This window comes from Bartonella birtlesii IBS 325 (assembly GCF_000273375.1).
In the GTDB taxonomy this organism is placed as follows: Bacteria; Pseudomonadota; Alphaproteobacteria; order Rhizobiales; family Rhizobiaceae; genus Bartonella; species Bartonella birtlesii.
This window is the reverse complement of record NZ_CM001557.1, coordinates 1,398,758-1,416,949: the sequence shown is the minus strand read 5'-3', so window position 1 is coordinate 1,416,949 and position 18,192 is coordinate 1,398,758. Positions and strand designations below refer to the sequence as shown.

The following is an 18,192-nucleotide window of genomic DNA, read 5'->3' as shown; positions in this document are numbered from 1 at the left end:
TCCTATGCGCTTCATCACAAATAATCAGATCAAATTCGGGTAAACCATGGTCTTTTTGTGCATCCGAAATCACTTGAATAGAATGATAGGTTGAAAAGATGACCGTCATTGCATCTGTGAGGTTTCACAAGCTTCTTTGGCAAGGGCTTGTGCATCCGTGGTAGCAGGGAGAACAAGATCTGATGTTTCCATGCCAACAATATCATCTTGATTTTTACGACGCTTGCCTACTTTTGTATCCGAACACACAGCAAAAGAACGCAAGGGGACTTGTGCATCGGCTGTCCATTCACGGATCGTTTGCGAGACTAAAGCCAGAGAAGGCACCAGAAACAAAACACGCTTGCCTTTTCCTGCTATGGTCTCTGCTATCTTAAGGCTTGTGAAAGTTTTACCCGTTCCACATGCCATAATCAGCTTGCCACGGTCTGCTTCTTTTAAACCTTCACAGATTTTCTTGATGGCTTCTTCTTGATGGGGACGAGGCTCTTTTGTTGATTTCAGAACAATTTCTTTTTTCGTTGCAAATATTTTCCAGTCTATACGACTGTTTTCCATATGACGAAGGTCAATGCGATAAACGGGTATCGCTTGTCCTTTGATCATGGCATTCACATTGTCACTTAATTCCACTTCAGTGGTATCGACAAGAAGACGATATTTAAAGATGTCTTTTCCAGAGGCAGCGATAAAGCTATTAATATCCTTTTTACTGATCTGATGGTCAGCTTTATAAAACTTACATTGAATAGCCACATATCCCTCTTGATGACGAAGCTTTGCTACCAGATCAATGCCGATATCATTTTTATTCCAACCTTCGCGCTCTGTTGCCCATTCATAATAGCTCTCAACCGTTTCATATCGTCCAAAATGGAGAGGGTCATGCATAAGATAAGCCATGACAAGATTTTCAAACAATGTTCCCAATTCACGGGGTGATTTAGCTTGTTTGCGATAATATTCCAACAGAGAGCGTAAGGTGACATGTTCATTATCATAATGATGAAAGTGAGGCATATTACAACAGAGCTCCGTTTTCTTATTATTGGATTAATTCTTATCAAAAGAATCAAAACGCAGCTTATTAAATCCATTTTGAATGAATAGTGTGAAAAATGCGGAAAATGCTAAAAAGCGGATAAATTTTTTCAAAAGATTTTTTAAAGGCTGTTTATCCACAGCCCATGAGAGAGATCAGACCAGCAAAATAGTGAAATTTGCTGTTTATTTGATGTGTTCATCATGACAAATGTACCATGGGCTTTAAAATATCAGAATGAGTATTTTGATAAGTTTTATGAAGCATTGAAAGGGTAACTTTTGTCAGTTCAATTTACTGACACAAACTGACAAGTTTTAATCAATTCACATCATTGGTTATCTTTAAAGATTGTACTTTTGATATGAGTTATATTTTAAAGACATTAACCACTTGAAATATAATGTTTTTAATTTTTTTATCATTTAAAAAAATAATATAGGCCCTAAAAGGAACTGATTAAACTCTTTTCCCAAAGCAATTTCAATCAATTCTTTGTTTAATATGCTGTATTTTTCCAAATAAGAAGGTGTGCACGGGATAGCTAGCAATACGAATATCAATTTCTATGGACCAGTCTTTAATATTTTGGCTGTATCAGGTTTGATAAGCTATGTGAGTGATGGCAAACAAACCACTGTTGGTTTTGATGAGCATAGATATGATTTTTAAGCAGATGGATTGGTGGTAATGACTTTACCTATGAGGCAGTACTTGCTGGCAGCAAGATGTTGAGAGAAATATGATACATGTTCACCGATCTTTATAATCCTCGTACTTGTCTTGGAGATGCGGGGCCAAAACGTCAAGATGTATATGGATCTTCCCATTTTTTGGCAAGTCCTTTCAAGAAGTAAAAAATGAAACAAACCTTAAAATTATTGAGTTGCATAGCTTTATTCGTTATAATTGGGTGTCAGTTTAATAAACCTCCTGCAGGATACTTCACTGTGTGAGAGAAATCAGAAGCAGATTTTACTGAGGTAGGAAAAGCATTGCTAGAATGTGGTCTGCCGAGACTTAATTATCTTGAGAATGATGTTCAAAAGCTAAGCAAAAATGAGAATGCAACGATTGATGTTTGTATGATTCAGGCAGGATTCCATTATGAAGGGAGAAGTGGGTGGTGTGAAAATTTTAAAGAGAAAAACCTTCCCATTTGTCAGCCTGATGCTGTTATTCCTCAAAGAAGCGTTGAAAAGCGCTTAAATAACCTGTTTTGTAAAAGGTGTAAAATGCGGATAAATGCCTACCTTAAGCTTGCTGCTGGTGATGATAGACAATCCTCCATACTCGTTTTCGCTTGAAATGGCAGGATTGTTGCCTCAATCCACCATCTCAATATTATTTACTATTATTTTAAATGATGGTAACAAAAAATGTCAACAGACTTATGAACTTTTTTATCGTAAATCAATCCATTGAGAGAGGGGAGAAATGAAAAAAATTTTAAAATTATTGAGCTGCATGGCTCTGTTAAGTACAGCTGGATGTAAGCTAGGCAATCCTCCCCCATCGACTTTGGCTTTATGGGAAAAGCCTGAAACAGATCGGGTTGTAATTGAACAATCACTTTTAAAATGTGGCTGGAAACCGGTTTATGCTTCTTCTAGTGATATGAATTCGTATGCGAGTGAATTTTCCTCAGTTTATGAATGCATGAAAAAAGCAGGCTTCCGATATAAATTGCAGGATTCAAAGGGAATTTATTTTACACAACCTCCGAAAAGTGATTCGTTCCTAACCGATCTCATGATAGCTGGATATCAACAATTTATGGATAACGACACTTTTGGCCTAAGCAATACGAGCAAAAAGGAACGAGCTATGATAGCTCATTTTGAAAATGAAAGAAAACGTCAGCAAACAAAAAAAGCTTTACAAAAGCGACCATCAAAGCGTCCTAACCATTCTTAAAGAGGGAATTGGATAAAAGTACGAATGATGAAGGGTATCGAAATAATACCCTTCTTTATTTAAGCGGGTGACATGTTAAATCTAGTCGTTGATTAACTCACTAGCCAAACAGCGGAAGGTTTCATTACAGGGGAACGCACATTTTGAGATACAAGCCATTGGAGTGATTTCCATTGAAGGCTCGACGATGCTTATCTCTAGAAAAGATCTCAATGTTCTAGGCTCTGATGTTCAAACAAAGGATAATCTTCTCTTAAAAGCTGAGGGCAATGTTTCGATTGATGCTACCCGCAACAGCATGGACAATCATACGCAGGATGGGCAAACCTCCCATGTCGCCTTACACAATGGCTCTCATTTAAGCTCTGGAAAAGATACCACGGTCCTATCCGATCAAGATATCCATATTGCTGCTTCCGATATAGATGCCAAGGGCAATGTTGGCCTTGGCGCGAAAGGAGAAATAACAATAGGGGTAAGAGAAGATGAGATGGAATATCATCTTCAGGACAACAATCTTAAAGTGGATATGCAAGCCTCTCATGCAGTTGGCTCTTCGATAAAATCTGGGGGTGATACCACGGTTGTTGCGGGGCAGGATGGAAAGGCGCATGACCTTAGCATCACGGGCAGTTCCATTGCTGCTGAGGGCAAGGTGGGGTTGAAGTCCAGCAATGATATCCTGATCACCAATGCAGAAAATAGCTTACACTACGAGATGTCGTATCATAAAGAGGGTGGAACATTTAGTAGCAGCAAATCCGAGCATAACAAGATTGATGCGACAGAAGTTGAGAGTTCGCTCATCACTGGAGGCAAAGGTGTTGCCCTTGAATCGGAAAAAGATACAACAATCATTGGCTCGATGCTGCTTGCTGGCAAACAAGAGAAAACACTGGGAGAAAACGCACAGGCAGAAAAAACACCAGAAGAACAGGTAAAAGCGGATATTACCATTCACTCTGGTGGAAATATTCTCATAAAAGGCGCGCAAGAACACTACGATCAGCAACAACAATCTTCAGAAAGTGGCTTTTTACACGAGAAATCCTCCAATAGCTCTCAATCGCATAGCACAACGGTTTCTTCTATTTTGGGTGCAACGGGCAATGTTGATTTGCAAGCAGAAAAAGAGACCACAATTACTGCTTCTCATCTGCTTTCAGGTCAAAACATCAATGTGAGTGCAGAAAGCGTGACGATTGATGGCATGACAGATCATCATAAGAGCCATTCAGAAACCCATGAAACAGGTTTTGGTGTGGGTTCAGGCAAGGGCTTTGCATCGATATATGGGAGTGAGGGAAAAACAAAAAATGAAGAGAGTTTTGAACATCAAGGCTCTTCTCTGAATGCGGATGGCAATTTAACATTAATGCCACGCAAAAAGATGTGAATGTGGTGGGTTCTGATTTTTCTGCGTAAGAAAATATTCATGTTTCGATCGCCCATGATATCAATGTTTTACCTGGTCATAATAGCCATAAGTCAAACAGCCAAGAAGAGCGCTCAGGTTTTGGTTTTCAGTTTGAAAAGGGCACCAGCTCCGTTTATGATGTGTAAGAAAATTGTTTTGATTGATTCAACATAAACAGATTTTAAATGAGAGAAACTTATGATATTTGGGTGATTAATTCAATATAAAAAACAGTAAATTATTATAAATCAATGTGTTGCTAGTTTATAATAAGCCATTAGGATGGAAAATGAAAAGTATTTAACCATAAAAAGTTTGTTATGAACACTGTAGTAAAAAACACTTCCGTTATCTCTAACATTGCAAATAAAACCGCATCTGTTAATAAAGCAAGATCCTGTAAAAAAATACGAAATTATTGATGATTATGAATATATAGATGGTCATTTCTTAACTCGCATTCGTGCTTTTTAAGAAATTTTGATGATATGCAAAAAGTAACCTTGGTGGCTATATTGAAAATGGAAATAATTCATCTCATGAGGGGAGTTGTTGGGTTTATGATAATGCCTGTGTGTCTGTAACAATGCCCATGTTTATTATGATACTGTGGTGTTTAATTATACAAGGATTTATAGGCGTGCCAAGGTTTATAATTATGCCGTTATTAATGGTCGTGCAAGATTTATGGCAGGCTCTATGCCACTACTAGTGTGGATGACTCTTTTGAGGTTTATGGCTCTGTTTATGAGAATGCCAAGATCTCATATTGTGTCAAGATTTAGGGAAAGGCATATGGCAATGCAAAACTTAATAAAAAAAGCAAAGTAAGGTTGATTTTAAAAAGTTGTGAAGTTTATGAAAGCGATAATGTTATCAAGATTCTTGATTAAACAGAGTAAATGACAGACGAGAGAGGGAAGCGCTTTTCTTATGAATATAAACGCATCGTAAAAGAGAAAACCAAAAAAGAAAGCCGTGCCCAGTGATATAACGCAGCTTTCAAATATTGTTTCCGAAAGATTCAAGTGAAAATCATCTACAGTGGAGTAATGAACCATGTATATACAAAACGTATTAATATTACAAGAGCTCTATTGATTAAAACTTATCAAAAGGAACGTAAATGATGGGTACGATCTTGATAGCATTTATTTGAATAAGAGAGACTATAAACGCTTTTAATTGCTATCAAACATATTAAGAATAACGCACTTATTTTGAATTAGTTCATTTTAAACAAAGAACATGATCAAAATGCTTATTAAGTTCATATCAATACAATCAAAGTAAATGTGTATTAAGTGACAGCTTTTCATAACATTCTGCACTAAATGTAACTTATTTTGCAAATAAGCTGGTCTGTTTTTTGGTTGGCAAGGTCAACCATCCAACTTTAGAGGCGTTATCTTTAAACATTGTCGCTTTTGACTCAAAATTGAGTAAAATTCCGTACCTTTATGATATGATTACAATCCTTTTGAAATTTACTTACTTATCTATTGTCTCAATAGGTGTCCTAAAATTTAAGGGAATTAAAATCACTCAATCCAAATTTAGATTAACCTCATTTGGTTTCGTATTTTTAAACTATAATTTTTAAAACGTTTATTGATACTTGCTTGTATATAGCATTAAAAGGCTTTTAATTATCATAAGATATAACATTATGAATTCTTTTACATTTATTTTCTACTCTGGTAAAAAATACCGTGATTATAAAATCATCTTTTTTAAAATTCTTTTATGCGTTCTTAATGAATTAAAATCTATAACTCTTATGACAGTTTCAAACGATTATTTTTTTTCAAGATTTCATTCATTTAGCTTTGGAAGAAAATGGATGGCAGAGTTTAATCCCGACAAGCTTTTAGTAAGGATGAGACATGTTAGAAAAAAATTGTTTGATACAACGTTTTAAATTTATCACGGGAGCGTGGTATCGGGCTTTTTTATACGCCAGACAGTTTATTTTATTTAGATCCTCCTTATTCTTTACAAAAGAAATATTATAGCTCTGGGAATTTTGTTGAAGATGATTTTGTGGGTATGGCAAAAAAACATCCCGAACAGAAATTCTGATTCGTAATGATTGAGAAAGAAATTTGGAAATTTTTGTTAGAATAAAGATGAAATGATTATTTTTTCTAAAAGATTTTTTAGATGTTAACGCCGTTTGGTAAAGTCTTACACAAACGCACATTGATCGCTTAGAACGCCTTTTAGATATGGCTGAAAATTAGATATATCTAAGCTTTATAGCAGTTTTATCTCTATAGAGATTGGAAAAAAGCCTGTGCCGGTTGGCATGGAAGAAAAGATCATAGAACTATATGGTTTAGATGAAAAGATCGCTTTTCTTTCGAGAAAAGAAGCGAGAGTTTGTCGTAGGAATTTTGTAATAAACTCTTTTGATCACTTAGACTATGAAATTGTTGATATATTTATTAAAAATTCGCACAGTTTTTACAAAAGAAGATGCGCTTTGTAGAGAAATGTTAAAATCCTATTCCCTAACTTTTATCCACGTATCCCGTACTTTAAAAAAGATATATAAAATCAATATATTGTGTACACTAAAAAACAACATGGTACGCCCAAGGGGAATTGAACCCCTGTTTCCGCCGTGAAAGGGCGGCGTCCTAACCGCTAGACGATGGGCGCAAACCAATGATGAGGCTTATAGAGAGGATCTTTTTACTTCGCAAGCCCTCTATGCGATTTTTTTTAAAAAAATATATTTTATTGAATAATTTTTAGATACCTCTTTTTAAAAAGCAAAAATAAATAACGGCTTTTCTCCATTTTACATGAGTGAATTGAGAAATCTGATAAAAGAATGAAGGCTGACTATTTTATGCTTTGTTTGTTAAGTTTTTTATAAAAAGCTTTTATTTTGGCTAAAAAATAAGGCTATTTCTTTGATATAATTTGCTGATAACATCTACATCTGTAGCTTTGCAAGTCCCCATTGAGAGTGTCTATAACAGTTGAATTTATGTATAAATATTTTTTCTTTATATTGCTGTTGCTTGAAAGATATATAAAAAGGGATGTAGTGTTAGTGATTTGGAAGTTTTTGATGCCATGTTGTCTTCATTCTCTAAATTGATCATTTTATAGAGATTCCTAGCTTTTAAAAAAGGTAAATCTTTTTGTTCTTAGAAATTTTTTTAAATGAATGCTATTATTGTACAAAAGAAAGAATTGGTTTAAATAGAGTAAGGGAACTTCTTTAGATTTTATTCAAAATTATAAACAGTATTTGCTATTAGTTTGTAGGTTATTTTAATATTTTTCAGAGAAAACTTAAGGGTAAGTATTTAGATAATGGCAGAAGCTTTAAAAGTTGGCATTGCGGGTCTTGGTACGGTTGGTACTTCAGTTGTTAGAATTCTACGTGAAAAAGCTGATAGTTTGGCTTGCCAATGTGGACGTTTAATAGAAATTGTTGCTGTTAGTGCGCGTGATAAAGGCCGTAACCGTGGGATTGATCTAAGTAATGTAAAATGGTTTGATTCGCCTGTGGAAATGGCAGCTTCTGATGAGATTGATGTCTTTGTTGAATTAATTGGTGGCGAATTAGATGTCGTATATGCAGCTGTAAAAAAAGCGCTTGAGATGGGACATCATATTGTTACTGCCAATAAAGCGCTTCTCGCTCGGCATGGAGTAGCGCTTGCTATAAATGCAGAAAAAAAAGGCGTGTTTCTACATTTTGAAGCTGCTATAGCAGGAGGAATTCCTATCATCAAAGCGATGAGAGAATCACTTGTCAGTAATCAGATATCGCGGATTTATGGCATTCTCAATGGAACATGCAATTATATATTAACACGCATGTTTATGGAAGGTCTTTCATTTAAAGATTGTTTGGTAGATGCACAAAGGCTTGGTTATGCTGAAGCTGATCCAACTTTTGATATTGGAGGCAATGATACCGCTCATAAATTAGCTTTATTAACAAGTTTGGCATTTGGAACCGCGGTTTCGTTAGATGATGTTTATGTTGAGGGAATTAGCAATATTTCGCAGATTGATATTCGTGCGGCTGATGAACTGGGCTATCGGATTAAGCTTTTAGGGGTTGCATTAAAAACTGATACTGGAATAGAACAACGTGTTCACCCAACAATGGTACCATCATCATCAATGCTTGCACAAATTCATGGTGTAACGAATGCTCTTTCTATTCAAAGTGATTTGTTAGGTGAATTATTGTTTTCTGGTCCTGGCGCTGGGGGGGATGCAACAGCATCGGCAGTTATTGCTGATTTGGCTGATATAGCAAAAGCATGTCCTCATTTTCAATATGCACCTGTTTTAAGAAAACCAGCATTAGAGCTTATTCCTCACAAAAGGGCACGTATTTCTCACCATGCAGGTGGTTATTTTATTCGTTTGAATGTTCATGATCGCGCTGGTGTTTTTGCAGCAGTTGCAAGGCATATGGCTGATAATAATATTTCATTAGAGTCAATTGTTCAAAAGCCTTTTATAGAAAGTCAGGTTGTGAAAATAATCATTTTAATAACCCATGAAACAACAGAAGTGAATGTACGACAGGCGCTTGCCGCAATTGAAAAAGATGGCCATCTTGTTGCCAAATCACAATTCATTCGTATAGAACCTATAGCGTAGTTTTAATAATCTTGTTTTGGAATGGTAAGAAAAGCTTAAATATTTTTCTTTTGTGGAAAGTTTTCATCTTTACCAAAAGCTTGCTTCTTAATATTGAGCAATCAGTGCTAATATTCGTTGCTAGTGTTATTTCAGTAGGATTTTTATATGCTCGCAACTGAGAAGACTTTAAATGGACTTGATCGTATTCTAACGCTTGAGTTGGTACGCGTAACTGAACGTGCTGCTGTTGCAGCTGCACGCTGGCGTGGGCGTGGTGATGAAAAAGCTGCCGATCAAGCTGCTGTAGATGCAATGCGTCAGGAACTTAACCGGTTGCCTATCGATGGCACAGTGGTGATTGGTGAAGGTGAGCGCGATGAAGCTCCTATGCTTTATATTGGAGAGAAAGTAGGTTTTCAAAATGGATTGGCGATTGATATTGCACTGGATCCACTTGAAGGAACAACGATTTGTGCAAAAAATCTTGCTAATTCTTTGGCTGTGATTGCCATTGCTGAAAAAGGTAACCTCCTTTATGCTCCTGATGTTTATATGAAAAAAATTGCTATTGGTCCTGGTTATCCAAAGGGGATTGTTGATATAGATGCTTCTCCTGCTGACAATATTCATGCTCTTGCAAAGGCTAAAGGTGTGACTGTTAGTCAGATTGCTGTTTGTATGATGGATCGGCCACGCCATACAAAACTGATTGAGGAAGTGCGAGCAACAGGTGCATCAATTCGTTTAATTGGTGATGGCGATGTTGCGGCTGTTATTGATACAACTTATCCAGAAGAAACGGGTATTGATATCTATATGGGGATTGGTGGAGCACCAGAGGGTGTGTTAGCAGCTGCTGCCTTACGTTGTATTGGAGGACAGATGCAAGGGTGTTTGCAGCTTGATACGGATGAAAAAATTGCACGTGCGGCTAAAATGGGGATTGGTAATCCTAATAAAGTTTATACCATGGAAGAAATGGTAAAGGGTGATGTGTTATTTTCTGCAACAGGTGTAACGGACGGTAATATGCTTTCTGGTGTTAAGTTTACCTCCCGTTATATTCAGACAGAAACTCTAGTGATGCGTTCACATACAGGTACAATCCGTAATATTAAAGCACAGCATAGAGATTATTCAAAATTTTATTAATACGCTCTTTTTCTGTCGTTCTTAGAAAATAAAAAGCAAATTGAAAAAATACTTCCATGGAAATTCTAAAAGATACCCTCGTGGAAGGATTGGTGGTTTTTAAAAGATATATTTTTATTTTATAAGAGTTCTACAGAATGCATCCAACCATTTTTATCTTCTCTATTGCCTTTTTGAAGATCAACAAGATGGGTGCGAAGTTGTTTTGTTACCTCGCCAACCATCTCATTTCCAATAATGATCTCACCACTTTTGTATTTGAAACGACCGATTGATGTGATAACAGCTGCTGTTCCACAAGCAAAAACTTCTTTAAGATGGCCATTTTGTGCATCTTCTTTGAGTGATGCAAAAGAATAAGGGCGCTCTTCTATTGTTAACCCCATTTGTTGAGCTAACTGTAAAACAGAATGGCGTGTTATTCCAGGAAGGATGGTACCATTAAGTACAGGTGTTACAAGTGTATTATTTGCCATAATAAAACAAACATTCATACCACCAAGTTCTTCAATCCATTTATGTTCCACCATGTCCAAGAAAAGTACTTGGCTACAATTGTTTTCAGCTGCAATTTTTTGTGCAAGTAAGCTTGCTGCATAGTTCCCACCACATTTTGCAGCACCTGTGCCACCAGGACCAGCACGGCTATAATCTGTTTCAAGCCATACATTAACAGGCTTTTCTTCTCCTTTAAAATAGGATTCAACAGGAGATGCTATGATACAAAAAATATATTCTTTAGAAGGGCGAACTCCCAAAAAGTTTTCATTACCAAACATGAAAGGGCGTATGTAGAGGCTAGCAGTAGGATTTCCAGAAACCCATTTTTGATCAATTTTTACCAATTGATGAACAGCATTTAAAAAAATGTCTTTTGGTAATTCAGGCATGGCTAATCGTCTTGCTGATGTTATAAAACGCTCTGCATTGGCATCAGGACGGAATAACAAAATACGTCCATCTTTGGTACGATATGCTTTTAGACCTTCAAAAATCTCTTGCGCATAATGCAAAACAGCACTTGCAGGGCTAATTTCCAAAGGTTTGTATTGAGAGATGATAGCGTTATGCCAACCTTTGCTTTCAGTCCATTGGATGGTGCACATATGATCTGTAAAAAATTGACCAAAACCAGGATTTTTAAGAATTTCTTCACGTTTCTCATCTGACAGGGGCGATGTGTGTTGTTCGATTTTTAATGGAAGTGATAATGTAGGAGATTTCATCAGTAAAACCTTTGGAGTATGCTTTATTTTTGGATATTATTTATTATAAAAATAACGAGATGCTTTCATCATAACTTTATTATTAGCAAATCATTTATGTCAATGCCTTATTATAGGATTAAGAGAAAAGACTATTAAGATACCTTCTTGTTGTTGTTTTCATGCACCTTTTTCTCAATTATTATTAAATAACTCAGGAACTTTTATACATATTTGTCGTTTTTCAAGGGAACTGTCTGGATCATGTCATATATGCATATCTTATAACTTTAAGGCAGGGGAGTTGAGAAAAGGAATTTTTACTATGATTGATAGAAATTACCACACATACGAGGAACGTATGGCTGCAGAAAAAAAAGAGCGTGAACAGCGTAATTCGATTGGTAAAGGCATTCTTGCCATTCTTCTTGCACTCTTTATTATCTGGCTTATTTTTGGATTTTTTGGATCTTTTTTTGCGAAATCTCCTGAACGTCTATCTCATTATAATACAACAAAATCAGGTCAAATAATACCAAGTATAAAAACAGATCCTAATTCAACAATTACAGTCCCTTATAGCTATAAGGGACAGGGGGCTCCTTTATCTCATGAATAAAATCTTTGAAAAGGATCAATTCAACACTAGATAGACAACGATTTTCTCAGATCTATGGAAAAGAAGAATTTAAGAGAAGAGATGTTAACTTTTGAAGTTAATTGATAAATTAATTTTCATAAAAATAAATAAGGCAACGGTTTTAACAGCTGTTGCTTATTTATTTAGCGTGTGATGAAGCAACTTCCTCCAGAATTTTTAATGCTTTCACAAAGGTTTATAGCATCATTCCTGCTTTGTGTTTGAATACGAACACGATAATAGGTTCCTTTTCCTGGTATGAGAGCAGGCTGAATATTGAAAGGACGAGTACCAATAAGAGCTGCAAATTTCAATTGCATTTTCTTTAAAGAATCCCTAGCCAGCGCGTGAGTTGGCTGGGATGCAAGTTGCACGTAATAACCTTCTGAATTTTGTGAGGCTACTTGATTTGGTGATGTTGGGTGAGAATACGAAGGAAGAGGTATAACTTTTTCTTCCACATGAGAAGTAGAAGCGTTTTCCGCTATTATTTTATCAATATCATTCGTCAGGTCATTTTCTGTTTCTTTGTTACTTATATCGGATTCGTGTGAAGTAGCAGGAAAAGAATCTCCAAATTGCTCCACAGTTGTTTGATCAATTGCCTCTTTTTCTTTATCAGTGTTTTTCTTTTCTGGCTGATGCTTTGATTCTAATATAATTGTACCGTCTTGGTTTACAATAACAGTTTGTACTTCTCGCGTTGGAATGGTGTGATTGATGGCTTCAGTGACGGCATCTTCAACCTCAGCTTCACCAAAAGAAGGAGATGAAGAACTTGTAAATTCTTGTTGGTCTATTTCTGATAATTTTTCAGGCTGTTCAGAGTTATCAATAAGAAATTGCTGTGTATTGTCTTGTTTTTCATTTTGCTCAGTTGCTTGTTTATAAATATCTAAATTATGTGCAACATCATTTTTTGTTTCAGCTGTTTCTTGTTTAAATTTAAAAGGTGTATTGTCTGCATGGATAATGGGAGTGCCTTCATTTTTTTGTGGTGGTGTAAAAAAATGAGAATAACCAAAAAAACCAATCACTATTAAGATGAGAATAACAGCACTTCTAGTAAGAGTTTTACCAACCATAAAATTTTTCGAATGAGACGTGGTTGCGTGCGTAGGGATTTCGTCTATGCCTCTGTGTAATGAGTTTTCAGTCAAAGAGGAGGAATTATAATCCATATTGTCAGTGGGAAAATAGCTGGCGTTTTGAGTTTGCGAATTTGTATATGCACAATCTCTTGGATTGTACGTAGTTTGATGAAAAATTTCATTGAAGATTTCGTTTTGTTGCTGCTGCGAAAAACGTTCTTCTGAAATATGTCCAACATTTAGTATATCCGCAAATTCTTCTTTCAAACCATCGGTTGGTACATCATATTCTGGAGCTTCATAAGGAACTTCAGGAACCATAATTGGTCCGGTTTTTTCCACGGTTTCTTCTGAAAGTTTATAAGTATCAACTTTTGGAGGAGGAGTGCTTCGATGCGTATAGTTATGAGCAAAAAAATTGCCCGTTTGTTTTATTGTAGGAGTTGCTGATGAGACATGTGTATCATTCAAATTATTTTGTTTATAAGGCACTTCTTTTTTATTGTTTTGTTCAGAGTTATTCTTTGCGTTATTAATGTATTGGGTTTGAGCATTACGATATTTTTCTGAGGAGACTACATAGGCTTCTTGTTGTAAAGACTCTTCTTCATAAAACTGGGAATAATTGCTCGTACGGTGTTCTTGTGGATAGCCTTTTAAATCAGATTGTTTACCTCTTTCTGTTGAATCCAAAGCTGATGTGAAATCTTTCGTTATTTTATTTCTCTCAGTATCTTCTTTTTCTGAAATGAACTCAGAAGAAGAGAACAACATATCCGTAGAGGGGAGTAGGGGGGCTGTATGATATTCATAAGTCTGATTTTCTTGATCAACCGAAACTTTATAAGGATGGTTTACATAGGTGTCGTAAAAGCTTTGATTGTCGTCATAATCTTTTTGTATATGCGCAGTACTTTCCTCCTGAGAGACTGTTGGTGAAAAAGGGCTAATTTGTTCAGCGTTTTTTATCAGGGCTGTTTTTTGAGCGTGTTTATCAGTTTCATCAAAAAAGAAATCTTCCGATTGTATACTAAAATCATTTTTTTCAAAAAAAGAATCAGTATGGGTTGATGTTGTTTTATTTCGCTGTGATTGATTTTTTGGGATAGGTAAAGGAGAGAGTGCGTCTAAAATTTGTTCTTCATCGTGACACATCGGTGAAGAGTTTTCTTCTTCAGATAAAAAACGTTTTCTTTTTACATGAGAAGAAGTCGCTGTAGTATCTAAGGTTTGGTCAGGTGTGTGGGAGGGTAAATCCCACTGTTTCTTTTGATCATTAAGGGGAAAATCATCCGTTAAATCATTTTCAAGTTGTGCTTCTAGAAAGGACAAATCAAAATCATCATAGGATGAAATTTCAGGGGATAAAGCTTTAGAGGAATGAGATACCGACTGATCAGTCTGTGTGGGAGATTGATCATTTCGATTTTCGCTTTGTTTGTACGGGTTAAAAATTCGCGTAAGTCTTTCTAAAGGATCATGATGTTCATGATTTTGCTTTATTTCGTGCGGATTTTTGCGATCGTTATCGCTCATAGCTTTTCTCACATGATGAACTGCATCTGCGTGCAATAAATGGTTAATTTTGATTTTGTTATACTAAACTATCAATTTCCCCCCTCCTATGACACAGATATACGAAAAAGTTTATCAATAAAGTACCTATTTTATGTATTTATAGAACTTTTTCAACGCATTTCTATTGGCACTTCTACTCCTACAATTGTAAGCCCCGATGTTAAAATATTCATAACAGCTTGTATTAATCCTAGTCTAGCAAGTGAGAGTTCTTTATCATGAGGTTGAATAAAGCGTAAATTGAGATTATCACTGCCTTTATTCCAATGGGTATGAAAACTGGAGGCAAGGTCATAGAGATAAAAAGCTAATCGATGTGGTTCTTTATGAATAACTGCTTGTTCAATAATACGTGGATATTCAGAAAGTTTACGTATTAATAATATTTCATTGTCATCTGTTAATCGGTTAAGATATGCGGTCATTGTATCATTTGAAAGATTTTCAATATGAAGAGCTTCTTTCGCTTGACGAAAGACTGAATGACAACGTGCACTTGCGTATTGTACATAGAAAATAGGATTATCTTTTGATTGTTCTGTCACTTTTGCAAAATCAAAGTCAAGGGGAGCTTCACATTTACGATACAGCATCATGAACCGCACTGGATCACGACCGACTTCTTCTACAACGTCACGCAAAGTAACGAATGATCCTGCTCTTTTTGACATGCGTACAGGTTGACCGTTGCGAAAAAGTTTGACTAATTGGCATAAGAAAACACTTAATTTAGCTTTATTGCTAGAGATTGCTTTTGCCATCGCTTCTAACCGCTTTACATAACCAGCGTGATCTGCACCTAGAATATAAATCATTTCATCAAAATGGCGATTGAATTTATCATGGAAATAAGCAACATCGGCCGCAAAATAGGTGTAAGAACCATCAGACTTAATCAAGACACGGTCTTGATCATCTCCAGCATCCGTTGAACGGAATAAAGTTTGCTCATTTGGCTCCCAATCTTCTATATTTTGCCCTTTTGGCGGAGGAAGTTTTCCTTTGTAAATATAACCATTTAAAGTGAGATCATTAATGGTATTACGAATAGAACGTGCATTATCTGCATAAAGCATTCGTTCTGAGAAAAAGATATCATGATAAATATTAAGGGCAGCTAAATCTTCGCGAATCATTGTCATCATTGCATGAATTGCGCGTTCCTTCACAAGAGATAAAGCTTCATCGTTATCAATAGTGAGAAGTTTATCACCAAATTCTTGAGCAAGTGCTTGTCCCAATGGTATCAAATATTCACCAGGATAGAGACCTTCTGGAATTTCATTGATTTTTTCTCCGAGAGCTTCGCGATAGCGCAAGAGCACAGAATGAGCGAGTATTTCGATTTGTTGACCAGCATCATTGATGTAATATTCTTTTGTAATGCTATATCCGGCAAATTGCAACAAATTGGAGAGAACATCGCCAACAACAGCACCTCGGCAATGTCCCACATGCATTGGCCCTGTTGGATTTGCTGATACATACTCAACATTGATACGTTTCCCTTGTCCCATAGAGATACGACCGTAGGAAAGACCTAATTCAAGCATTGATTTTATGACATCTTGCCAAAATAATTTAGTAAGTTTTATGTTGATAAAACCAGGACCTGCAACTTCAATATTTTCAATAGAGAGATCATTTTTGAGGAGATTTATGATTTTTTCTGCAAGGGTGCGGGGATTTAATCCAATAGACTTTGCAAGAACCATCGCAGCATTGGTTGATAAATGGCCATGGGAAGAATCACGTGGAGGATCAACGGTAATTTTTGATAAATCTAAATCTTCTCCATTCTTTCCTTTTATATCAGATGATTCGAGTATTTTTTTAATTTTTTCTCGAAATTTTTAAAGACATTCATATTTAACTTCCATAACGGTATTCAAAAGTAATTAAATAAAATTATCTGTGTGGCCAAACAAACGGTTATATTCACGCAAAGCATAGTGATCGGTCATACCTGAGAGAAAATCCGCAATGAGACGTGCTAATGCATGATCTCTTAAGTGTATTGTTTTTTTGCACCAACTTTCAGGCATTATATTCGGATTTTTATAATAACAGTCGAATAATTTTTGTACAATGCATTTTGCTGCAGTGCGACGACTAAGAACTTGATCATGATAATAAAGATTTTTAAACAGAAAATCTTTTAGTTCTTTTTCGTAAATTGCCATTGTGGGTGAAAAGGTTACAATAGTTTGTCCTGCATGGTGAATATCATTGATGCTTGTTGGTTTGATTCGTGTTAAATTTTCTTGTGATTGTTTGATAACATCTTCAACCATGCTTGTTATTTGTCTTCGTACAAGTGTGTAGCCACATCGTGTTTGATCAAGCTGTGGATATTCATCTGTTATCTCTTTCAATATTGAAGCTGTCAGTGAAACCTGTTCTAACTGAGCAAGTGTTAAAAATTGCGAACGCAGTCCATCATCGACATCATGCGCATTGTAAGCAATGTCATCAGCAATAGCTGCACATTGTGCTTCTAGTCCGGCGAAGCAGTCTAACTCAAGATTTTGTTTTAAATTGTATTGTAGGATGTCGATAGGGATATTTTTATTTTTCGCATAAGGACCTAAAAGAGGACCATTATGTTTTACAAGTCCTTCGAGAGTTTCCCACGTGAGATTAAGTCCATCAAAATTCGCATAGCGCTGTTCTAATTTTGTGACAATACGTAATGCTCGTGCATTATGGTTAAAACCGCCATAAGATGCCATTGCTTCATTAAGGGCATCTTCTCCAGCGTGGCCAAAAGGCGTATGTCCAAAGTCATGAACAAGGGCAATGGCTTCAGCAAGATCTTCATCAAGAAAGAGTGCACGGGCTAATGTTCGGGCGATTTGAGAAACTTCTATTGAATGTGTCAGTCGTGTACGATAGTGATCGCTTTCATCAGCAATAAACACTTGCGTTTTGTGTTTAAGGCGTCGAAACGCATTAGAATGAATAATACGATCTCTGTCTCGTTGGAAAGGTGATCGCGTAGTATTCACAGTTTCATGGAATAATCTACCACGGCTTTTTTGTGGGTTGGCACTATAGACCGCTCGAGATTGGTAATTGATATTGTTTATATCCATTGCAAGCTGTCCATTCCCATTTTAAATTGAGGTTGGTTTATACAAATAAACTTCTTTTTTATTGTGGATACTCTTTCTTGATAGTTTAATGCAAGGATATATAGGAATGCATGTGAATATTTCAGATATTGCAGCCAAGCGGATTGCACAGATACTTGCGAATGAACCTGATAAAATAGGATTACGTGTTTCCATTGAGGGTGGTGGATGTTCGGGGTTTTCTTATAAATATAGTTTAGTTTCTGAAAAACGTGAGGATGATCTCGTTCTTAAAAAAGATGGGGCAATGGTTTTTATTGATTCTCTCTCTCTGCCTTTCATGGAGGGGGCTGAGATTGATTTTGTTGATGATCTTATGGGACAGTCTTTTCAAATTCATAATCCCAATGCTGTTTCATCTTGTGGGTGTGGTGTGAGTTTTTCAATTTGAAA

The 18,192-nt window shown here is 36.1% G+C and carries 9 protein-coding genes, 1 tRNA gene and 3 pseudogenes; 7 read left to right on the top strand and 6 right to left on the bottom strand.

Annotation, left to right across the window (positions count from 1 at the left end):
• A pseudogene (locus QWU_RS09345) lies at nt 1-1,020 on the bottom strand (restriction endonuclease); the annotation flags it as partial.
• A gap of 1,017 nt (nt 1,021-2,037) precedes the next feature.
• On the opposite strand from QWU_RS09345, the gene QWU_RS06780 reads away from it, so the two are divergent.
• From QWU_RS06780 to QWU_RS06770, 3 genes and pseudogenes are all read left to right on the top strand, one after another.
• Complete coding sequence (locus tag QWU_RS06780) at nt 2,038-2,349, top strand: hypothetical protein (RefSeq protein ID WP_006589580.1); 312 nt, start codon at nt 2,038-2,040, stop codon at nt 2,347-2,349.
• Nucleotides 2,350-2,479: 130 nt separating this feature from the next.
• A complete protein-coding gene (locus tag QWU_RS06775) occupies nt 2,480-2,959 on the top strand; it encodes a hypothetical protein (protein WP_017196458.1) in 480 nt (159 codons plus the stop codon).
• 178 nt (nt 2,960-3,137) lie between these two features.
• Nucleotides 3,138-4,504, top strand: a pseudogene (locus tag QWU_RS06770) (hemagglutinin repeat-containing protein); the annotation flags it as partial.
• 2,461 nt (nt 4,505-6,965) lie between these two features.
• Here QWU_RS06770 and QWU_RS06755 read toward each other — a convergent pair.
• Nucleotides 6,966-7,040, bottom strand: a tRNA-Glu gene (locus QWU_RS06755).
• 666 nt (nt 7,041-7,706) lie between these two features.
• Here QWU_RS06755 and QWU_RS06750 point away from each other — a divergent pair.
• Together QWU_RS06750 and glpX are read left to right on the top strand one after the other, a co-directional pair.
• A complete protein-coding gene (locus QWU_RS06750; protein ID WP_006589583.1) occupies nt 7,707-9,017 on the top strand; it encodes a homoserine dehydrogenase in 1,311 nt (436 codons plus the stop codon).
• Between the two features lie 147 nt (nt 9,018-9,164).
• Nucleotides 9,165-10,151 (top strand): class II fructose-bisphosphatase, encoded by a 987-nt coding sequence (glpX, locus tag QWU_RS06745; protein ID WP_017196454.1) that lies wholly within the window; start codon nt 9,165-9,167, stop codon nt 10,149-10,151.
• 119 nt (nt 10,152-10,270) lie between these two features.
• On the opposite strand, the gene QWU_RS06740 is transcribed toward glpX, so the two are convergent.
• Nucleotides 10,271-11,377: a branched-chain amino acid aminotransferase gene (locus QWU_RS06740; protein WP_006589585.1), complete on the bottom strand. Its 1,107-nt coding sequence runs from the start codon at nt 11,375-11,377 to the stop codon at nt 10,271-10,273.
• 304 nt (nt 11,378-11,681) lie between these two features.
• Here QWU_RS06740 and QWU_RS06735 point away from each other — a divergent pair, with 304 nt between their 5' ends.
• Entirely contained in the window at nt 11,682-11,975 is a 294-nt protein-coding gene (locus QWU_RS06735) for a hypothetical protein (RefSeq protein ID WP_006589586.1), read from the top strand.
• Nucleotides 11,976-12,139: 164 nt separating this feature from the next.
• Here the strand turns inward: QWU_RS06735 and QWU_RS06730 are convergent, their stop codons facing one another.
• From QWU_RS06730 to QWU_RS06720, 3 genes and pseudogenes are all read right to left on the bottom strand, one after another.
• Nucleotides 12,140-14,623 (bottom strand): SPOR domain-containing protein, encoded by a 2,484-nt coding sequence (locus tag QWU_RS06730; RefSeq protein WP_017196453.1) that lies wholly within the window; start codon nt 14,621-14,623, stop codon nt 12,140-12,142.
• Between the two features lie 152 nt (nt 14,624-14,775).
• Nucleotides 14,776-16,532: pseudogene (gene argS, locus QWU_RS06725) on the bottom strand (arginine--tRNA ligase).
• Between the two features lie 31 nt (nt 16,533-16,563).
• Nucleotides 16,564-17,760, bottom strand: coding sequence for a deoxyguanosinetriphosphate triphosphohydrolase (locus tag QWU_RS06720; protein ID WP_017196451.1), 1,197 nt, complete (start codon nt 17,758-17,760; stop codon nt 16,564-16,566).
• Nucleotides 17,761-17,866: 106 nt separating this feature from the next.
• On the opposite strand from QWU_RS06720, the gene erpA reads away from it, so the two are divergent.
• Nucleotides 17,867-18,190 carry an iron-sulfur cluster insertion protein ErpA gene (gene erpA / locus QWU_RS06715; RefSeq protein ID WP_006589590.1) on the top strand — a complete coding sequence of 108 codons (324 nt, stop codon included), beginning with the start codon at nt 17,867-17,869 and terminating at the stop codon, nt 18,188-18,190.
• The last annotated feature ends 2 nt before the right edge of the window (nt 18,191-18,192 follow it).

Bases quoted from the DNA above. Each gene is read 5' to 3' on its own strand.
- QWU_RS06775 (WP_017196458.1), top strand. From the start codon at position 2,480: ATGAAAAAAATTTTAAAATTATTGAGCTGCATGGCTCTGTTAAGTACA.
- QWU_RS06720 (WP_017196451.1), bottom strand. From the start codon at position 17,760: ATGGATATAAACAATATCAATTACCAATCTCGAGCGGTCTATAGTGCC.
- glpX (WP_017196454.1), top strand. From the start codon at position 9,165: ATGCTCGCAACTGAGAAGACTTTAAATGGACTTGATCGTATTCTAACG.
- erpA (WP_006589590.1), top strand. From the start codon at position 17,867: ATGCATGTGAATATTTCAGATATTGCAGCCAAGCGGATTGCACAGATA.
- QWU_RS06740 (WP_006589585.1), bottom strand. From the start codon at position 11,377: ATGAAATCTCCTACATTATCACTTCCATTAAAAATCGAACAACACACA.
- QWU_RS06735 (WP_006589586.1), top strand. From the start codon at position 11,682: ATGATTGATAGAAATTACCACACATACGAGGAACGTATGGCTGCAGAA.
- QWU_RS06730 (WP_017196453.1), bottom strand. From the start codon at position 14,623: ATGAGCGATAACGATCGCAAAAATCCGCACGAAATAAAGCAAAATCAT.
- QWU_RS06750 (WP_006589583.1), top strand. From the start codon at position 7,707: ATGGCAGAAGCTTTAAAAGTTGGCATTGCGGGTCTTGGTACGGTTGGT.